Origin of the sequence: Curtobacterium sp. HSID17257 (assembly GCF_003989515.1) — a bacterium.
GTDB lineage: Bacteria > Actinomycetota > Actinomycetes > Actinomycetales > Microbacteriaceae > Curtobacterium.
Window position 1 is genome coordinate 1 of sequence record NZ_RBLU01000134.1, and the last position, 7,143, is coordinate 7,143.

Consider the following 7,143-nt stretch of genomic DNA (forward strand, 5'->3'; position numbering starts at 1 on the left):
TGCCGTCGCCGCTCGCGTCGCCGTGGCCAACGGGGTCGCCCTGGACGCCTGCGCCACGGTCGCCGCCACGGCCCGCGTCCGGACGGTGGCCGGCTCCGGAGCGTTCGCCGTGAACGCCGTCGCCGTCGCCGGTCCCGCGTGCGGCCTGCCCGAACAGTGTGTGTATGGTGTGCACGTCGGCCCCCGGTCACCGTTGTCCCGGTCGACCCGGACACCGTTGCGGTCCTGGGCCGGCGCGCACCATCGATCAAGGAGTCACGTGCCAGGCACGAAGAAGCTCGTGATCGTCGAGAGCCCTGCGAAGGCGAAGACGATCGCGCAATACCTCGGCGACGGATACGAGGTCCAGGCGTCAGTCGGACACATCCGCGACCTCGTCGAGCCCAAGAACCTGCCGGCGGAGCTCAAGAAGGGCTCCCTGGGGAAGTTCTCGGTCGACGTCGACAACGGCTTCGAGCCCTACTACGTCGTCTCCGACGCGAAGAAGAAGACCGTCTCCGAGCTCAAGCGCGCCCTGAAGGACGCCGACGAGCTCTACCTCGCAACTGATGAGGACCGCGAGGGCGAGGCCATCGCGTGGCACCTGCTGCAGGTCCTCAAGCCGAAGGTGCCGGTCAAGCGCATGGTCTTCCACGAGATCACCAAGGAGGCCATCCAGCGCGCGCAGGAGGCCACCCGCGAACTCGACACCGCCCTGGTCGACGCGCAGGAGACCCGCCGCATCCTCGACCGGCTCTACGGGTACGAGGTCTCGCCGGTGCTCTGGCGCAAGGTCGGCCCCGGGCTGTCCGCCGGTCGTGTGCAGTCGGCCGCGACGCGACTCGTCGTCGACCGGGAGCGCGAGCGCCTGGCGTTCGTGTCCGCCAACTACTGGGACCTGACGGCCCGCTTCGAGAAGGTCGGCGACGCAGCCTTCACGGCCCGCCTCGCCCGACTGCAGGGGACGCGAGTCGCCTCGGGCCGCGACTTCGACGACCGCGGTGCGCTGAAGGGCGATGCCGTCCGCCTCGACGAGGCATCGGCCGCGTCGCTCACCACGGTGCTCCAGAGCGCCGGTGACGCGGTCGTGCGCAGCGTCGAGTCGAAGCCGTACACGCGTCGGCCGGCCGCACCGTTCACGACGTCGACCCTGCAGCAGGAGGCAGCGCGCAAGCTGCGCTTCTCCGCCCGGCAGACGATGAGCGTCGCGCAGGGGCTGTACGAGAACGGCCACATCACCTACATGCGAACGGACTCGTCGTCGCTGTCGCAGCAGGCGGTCACCGCGGCACGCAAGCAGGCGTCGGCGCTGTACGGGCCGGAGACGATCCCCGACAAGCCGCGCAGCTACGCGGGCAAGAGCAAGAACGCCCAGGAGGCCCACGAGGCCATCCGCCCGGCCGGCGACACCTTCCGCACGCCCTCCGAGATGAACGGTGTGCTGCGGGGCAACGACTGGAAGCTCTACGACCTCATCTGGAAGCGAACGGTCGCGTCGCAGATGGCGGACGCCAAGGGCTCGACCGCGTCGGTCGTCCTCGGCATCACGTCGAGCGACAGCGTCGCAGGGGTCGCGTCGACGGCGAACGGCACGGACGCCGAGTTCACCGCGTCGGGCACCGTCATCACCTTCCGTGGCTTCCTCAACGCCTACGAGGAAGGCCGAGACGAGGAGCGGCACGGCGGCGAGAACGGCGACGCGAAGCTCCCGCAGATGGCCGAGGGCGACCACCTCGGCGTCAGCGAGGTCGAGGCCAAGGGGCACGACACCTCCGCTCCGCCGCGCTACACCGAGGCCAGCCTGGTGAAGACGCTCGAGGAACTCGGCATCGGTCGTCCGTCGACATACGCCGCGATCATCTCGACGATCATGGACCGCGGGTACGTCACGCAGCGCGGGAGTGCCCTCGTGCCGAACTGGATCGCGTTCAGCGTGGTCCGGCTCCTCGAGGACCACTTCGGCGACCTGGTGCAGTACGACTTCACCGCCGGCATGGAAGAGGACCTCGACCGCATCGCGAGCGGCGAAGCCGACCGCATCGACTGGCTCAAGGGCTTCTACTTCGGCGGCGACGACCACCGCGGACTCCGCACCGTCATCGACAACCTGGGTGAGATCGACGCGCGCGACATCAACTCGGTCGAGCTCGCGCCGGGCCTGACCCTGCGCATCGGGCGCTACGGGCCCTACATCGAGGTGCCGAGCGACGACCCGGAGAAGCCGCGGCGGGTGAACGTGCCCGAGGACCTCGCGCCCGACGAGCTGACCACCGAGAAGGCGCGCGAGCTCGTCGAGGCCCCGGTCGTCGGGGACCGCGTCGTGGGCATCAACCCCGAGACGGGCAAGGAGGTCCTGGCGAAGGACGGCCGGTTCGGCCCGTACGTCACCGAGCGCACGCCCGAACCGGAACCCACCGTCGACCCGTCCACGGGCGAGGTCACGGAGCCGACCGCGGCCGAGGCGAGTGCATCCGCCGGTGCGACGGCGTCCGCGACTGCATCGGCGGCCACGGAGAAGGCGACGACCACCGCGAAGGGCGCCAAGGCCCCTGCGAAGAAGACGACGAAGAAGGCCGCCGCGCCGAAGGAACGCACCGCGTCGCTCTTCAAGTCGATGGACCCGCAGACGGTGGACCTCGAGACCGCCCTCAAGCTCCTCGACCTGCCCCGGGTCGTCGGCAAGGACCCGGAGTCGGGCGACGACATCACCGCGCAGAACGGTCGCTACGGCCCGTACGTCAAGAAGGGGACGGACACCCGCACCCTGCCGAGCGAGGACGCGATCTTCGAGGTCGACCTGCCCGGCGCGCTGGAGCTGTTCGCGCAGCCCAAGTACGGCGGTCGGCGTGCCGCCACCGCGGCGCTCAAGGAGTTCGAGGCCGACCCCGTGTCCGGCAAGCCGATCAAGGTGAAGGACGGGCGCTTCGGCCCCTACGTCACGGACGGCGAGACGAACGCGACCATCCCGCGGGGCGAGGACGTCGAGACCGTCGACCACGCCCGTGCCGTGCAGCTGCTCGCGGACAAGCGTGCCAAGGGGCCGGTGAAGAAGAAGGCGCCGGCGCGGAAGACGGCGGCCAAGAAGAAGTGACCGGGCGGTTCATCACCCTCGAGGGTGGCGACGGTGCGGGCAAGACCACCCAGGCCGAGCTCCTCACCGCCTGGCTCGAGGAGCACGGTCGCACGGTCGTGCGCACCCGGGAGCCGGGTGGCACGGAGCTCGGGCAGCGCATCCGCGAGATGGTCCTGCACGAGCGGGGTCACGTCGCCCCGCGTGCCGAGGCGCTCCTCTACGCGGCCGACCGCGCTCACCACGTCGAGACGGTCGTCCGGCCCGCCCTCGCCCGTGGCGAGGTCGTCCTGCAGGACCGCTACATCGACTCGTCGGTGGCGTACCAGGGAGTCGCACGCGGGCTCGGTGCCGACCGGATCCGCTCCGTCTCGGACTGGGCCGCCGACGGACTCGTGCCGGACCTGACGGTGCTGCTCGACCTCGACGTGACGGTGGGGCGCAGCCGGGTCGCGGCCGCGCGGGGTGACGTCTTCGACCGCCTCGAGTCCGAGGCCTCGGCGTTCCACGAGACGGTGCGACGAGCGTTCCTCGACGCCGCCGACGCCGAGCCGGAGCGTTTCCTCGTCGTGGACGCCGGCCAGTCCGCAGACGCCGTGCAGCGCACGGTCCGCTCGGCCGTCGGTGCCCTCGTCGGGATCACGGACGAGGGCGGCCGGGTGTGACGGTGGCTGCTGACAGGATGGCTCCGTGAGCGTGTGGGACGGCCTGACCGGACAGGACGACGCGGTCGCCGCCCTGCGCAGCGCGGCCGAGGCCCCGGACGGTACCGGCGGCATGACCCACTCGTGGCTCATCACCGGGCCGCCCGGGTCCGGGCGGTCGAACGTCGCCGCCGCCTTCGCCGCGGCCCTGGTCGGCGACGGCGCGGACGACGACCACGCCCTGCAGCAGATCACCGCCCGCACCCATCCCGACGTCTCGGTGCTGACCACGCAGCGCGTCATCATCACGATCGACGAGATCCGGCAGCTGGTCACGTCGTCGTACTACTCACCGTCGGTGGGGCGGTACCGCATCGTCATCATCGAGGACGCGGACCGCATGACGGAGCGCACCTCGAACCTGCTGCTCAAGGCGCTCGAGGAGCCGCCGGAGCGGACGGTGTGGATCCTGTGCGCGCCGAGCGAGGCGGACCTGCTCCCGACGATCCGCTCTCGCGTCCGTTCCGTGCGGCTGCGCGTGCCCGACGTCGCGTCCGTCGCCGAGCTCATCGTCGCCCGTACCGGGGTCGACCGCGCGCTCGCCACCGATGCGGCGCGGCAGGCGCAGAGCCACATCGGCATGGCCCAGCGGCTGGCGACGAGCGAGGACGCCCGTGCCCGTCGACGCCGGACGCTCGAGACCGTGCTCGGCGTGCGCTCGGTCGGCGACGCCGTCATGGCCGCGGCCGAACTCCTGTCGGTCGCGGACGAGGACGCCAAGGCGATCACCCAGCAGCGCGACGGCGAGGAACGGGACGCCGCGCTGCGGTCGCTCGGCGTGGAGCCGGGCGGCACGGTCCCGCCGGCGCTGCGGTCGCAGCTGCGGGCCCTCGAAGAGGACCAGAAGCGCCGGGCGACGCGGAGTCTGCGCGACGGCCTGGACCGCATCCTGGTCGACGTCTCGTCGTTGTACCGGGACCTCCTGCTGCTCGGTCTCGGTGCACCGGCCGAGCCGGTCAACCTGGCGATGCGTGACCAGCTCGACCGGGCGCTCGAGACGGTGCCACCGGCATCGGCGCTCGAGGTCCTGGACGCGATCGCCCTGGCGCGGCAGCGGATCGCGGCGAACGTCGCGGCGCTCCTCGCCCTCGAGGCGCTGCTCGTGACCATCGCCCGCGCGACCCGCTGACCGGAGCCGGCGAGGCGGACGCGCGTCGAGCCTCCCGGCCGGGTCAGCGACCACCCACCGGACCCTGCGCAACCCCGCAGCCGAGCGCCCCGACCGTCGTGAGAAGATCGCGACATGCCCGAAGCCGCACCCGGACTGCGTGAGCGCAAGCGCCGCGCCACCCGTCTCGCGATCCAGCAGGCCGCCCTGCGGATCGCGCTCGACTCCGGCTGGCCCGCCGTCACGGTCGACGAGATCGCCCGACGCGCCGACGTGTCCCCGCGCACGTTCTTCAACTACTTCCCGAGCAAGGAGCAGGCCCTCCTCGGCGACGACCCGACCCTGCCGACCGGCCCGGCGCTCGACACGTTCCGCGCCGGGGGCCCGAGCGGTGAGCTCCTGGCCGACCTCGGCACCCTGCTCGTGCACACGACGAGCGAGCTGGTCGAGGAACGCGGCCTGCTCGAGGAACGGCAGCGGGTGCTCCGCGCCGCGCCCGAGCTGTTCACCCGGCGCATGGCGTCGATGAAGGAGTTCCAGGCCGAGATCGAGGAGGCCGTGTCGGCGCGGCTCGCAGCGACCGAGCCGGACGTCGCGGCGGACCCGGACGCGCTGCGTCGACGGGCCCGACTCGCCTCGGTGGTGGCGCTCGCGGCGCTGCGGCACGCCTGGTGGGAGTGGTCCGACGGGGCCTCGGAGTCGGAGCTCTTCGAGGAGCTGCAGCGCTCGTTCGACGAGCTCGGGGCGCTCGTTTCGCGTTCCCTCGTCTGAACCTGTATAGTCATTGCTCGTGCCGCTCCGGGAACGGAGCGTCCGCCGCCTTAGCTCAGTCGGCAGAGCGATTCACTCGTAATGAATAGGTCGTCGGTTCGATTCCGACAGGCGGCTCCACGCCGGAACCCCCGGTCGGACGATGTCCGACCGGGGGTTCCCTCGTTCTGGCTGCCAGTCGCTGCTCGGCCACGGACCGAGCCCGGTCGCCGCGCGGCAGCCCCCTGGTAGACAGGTCCCATGACGGTTCGCTGGGGAGTCATCGGCACGGGCGGCATCGCCCACTCGTTCGTGGCGGACTGCACCGCCGCCGGCATCGAGTTCGTCGCGGTCGGCAGCCGCACGCGCGGGTCCGCCGAAGCGTTCGCCGCCGAGTACGGCATCGCCCGGGCCCACGGCTCCTACGCCGACCTGGTCGCCGACCCGGACGTGGAAGCCGTCTACGTCGCCACGCCCCACTCCCGCCACGCGGACGACGCCCTGCTCGCGATCGCGGCGGGCAAGCACGTCCTGGTCGAGAAGGCCTTCACCATCACGGCGGCCGAGGCACGCCGCGTGGTCGACGCCGCCCGCCGCGCCGACGTGGCCGTGACGGAGGCGATGTGGACCCGCTTCCTGCCGCAGATGCGGATGATCCGGGAGCTCGTCGCCGAGGGGCGCATCGGACGCCCGCGGCTCGTCGAGGCCAGCCACCACCAGGCCCTGCCGACCGACCCCCACCACCGGCTGAACGACCCGGCGCTCGGGGGCGGAGCGATGCTGGACCTCGGCATCTACCCGATCTCCTTCGCCGTCGACGTCCTCGGCGTGCCGACCAGGGTCACAGCAGCGGGCACGGTGAGCGAGCAGGGTGTCGACACGCAGATGGGCGTGGTGCTCACGCACGAGGGCGGGGCCCAGTCGGTGCTCCACTTCGCGCTGGACCTGCGGAGTCCGAACACGGCGTCGATCATCGGCGAGGACGGCCGCATCGACCTCGACGACACCTGGTACACGCCGACGACGTGGCGGCTCCGCGACCGCGACGGCACGGTGCTCGAGGAGTTCGACTCGCGCGAGGAGCTCGCCGGCTACGCCCACGAGGCGCGTGCCTTCGAGGCGATGGTCACTGCCGGCACCCACGAGGGCGGCCCGATGGACCCCGAGGAGACGGTGGCCGTCATGGCGGTCATGGACGAGGCCCGCCGGCAGGTGGGCGTCCGCTACGCGGCAGACGACGAGGGACCGGACCGATCCGGTCTGGAGGCTCCTCCCGCGGTTCCGTAGGATCGGTCGCGATGTCCGACCAGCAGCCCTCGTCGAAGTCCGTCCCGGCACGCCTCCGCGGCGCCGCCTCGTCCCTGCGCCGCTCGGTGGCGCGCCGACCGGTCCCGTGGATCGCCGGTGGTCTCGTCGGTGTGCTCGTGCTCGGTTCGGGCGCGTCGTTCGCGGTGGCCGCTGCGACGATGCCGTCGCACCAGTCCGCAGCCACGGCGTCCGCGACCACCGCCGCCCAGTCGGGCACGCCACGG

6 protein-coding genes and 1 tRNA gene are annotated in these 7,143 nt (G+C 72.0%); all 7 read left to right on the top strand.

Features of this window, described 5'->3' with window-relative positions; genetic code table 11:
* Positions 1–259 precede the first annotated feature (259 nt).
* Positions 260–3,070, top strand: coding sequence for a type I DNA topoisomerase (topA, locus tag D8M35_RS14485; RefSeq protein WP_126892478.1), 2,811 nt, complete (start codon positions 260–262; stop codon positions 3,068–3,070).
* Positions 3,067–3,714 carry a dTMP kinase gene (gene tmk / locus D8M35_RS14490; protein WP_126892479.1) on the top strand — a complete coding sequence of 216 codons (648 nt, stop codon included), beginning with the start codon at positions 3,067–3,069 and terminating at the stop codon, positions 3,712–3,714. Before topA ends, tmk begins: the two co-directional genes overlap by 4 nt.
* A 25-nt stretch (positions 3,715–3,739) precedes the next feature.
* Complete coding sequence (locus D8M35_RS14495) at positions 3,740–4,882, top strand: DNA polymerase III subunit delta' (protein ID WP_126892480.1); 1,143 nt, start codon at positions 3,740–3,742, stop codon at positions 4,880–4,882.
* Positions 4,883–4,996: 114 nt separating this feature from the next.
* On the top strand, positions 4,997–5,632 hold the full coding sequence (locus tag D8M35_RS14500) for a TetR/AcrR family transcriptional regulator (protein ID WP_126892481.1): 636 nt from the start codon (positions 4,997–4,999) through the stop codon (positions 5,630–5,632).
* A gap of 44 nt (positions 5,633–5,676) precedes the next feature.
* Positions 5,677–5,752 (top strand) — tRNA-Thr (locus D8M35_RS14505).
* 120 nt (positions 5,753–5,872) lie between these two features.
* A complete protein-coding gene (locus D8M35_RS14510; RefSeq protein WP_126892482.1) occupies positions 5,873–6,898 on the top strand; it encodes a Gfo/Idh/MocA family protein in 1,026 nt (341 codons plus the stop codon).
* Between the two features lie 11 nt (positions 6,899–6,909).
* The coding region (locus tag D8M35_RS14515; RefSeq protein WP_148113388.1) for a hypothetical protein at positions 6,910–7,143 on the top strand (234 nt) is incomplete at its 3' end.

Bases quoted from the DNA above. Each gene is read 5' to 3' on its own strand.
- D8M35_RS14500 (WP_126892481.1), top strand. From the start codon at position 4,997: ATGCCCGAAGCCGCACCCGGACTGCGTGAGCGCAAGCGCCGCGCCACC.
- D8M35_RS14510 (WP_126892482.1), top strand. From the start codon at position 5,873: ATGACGGTTCGCTGGGGAGTCATCGGCACGGGCGGCATCGCCCACTCG.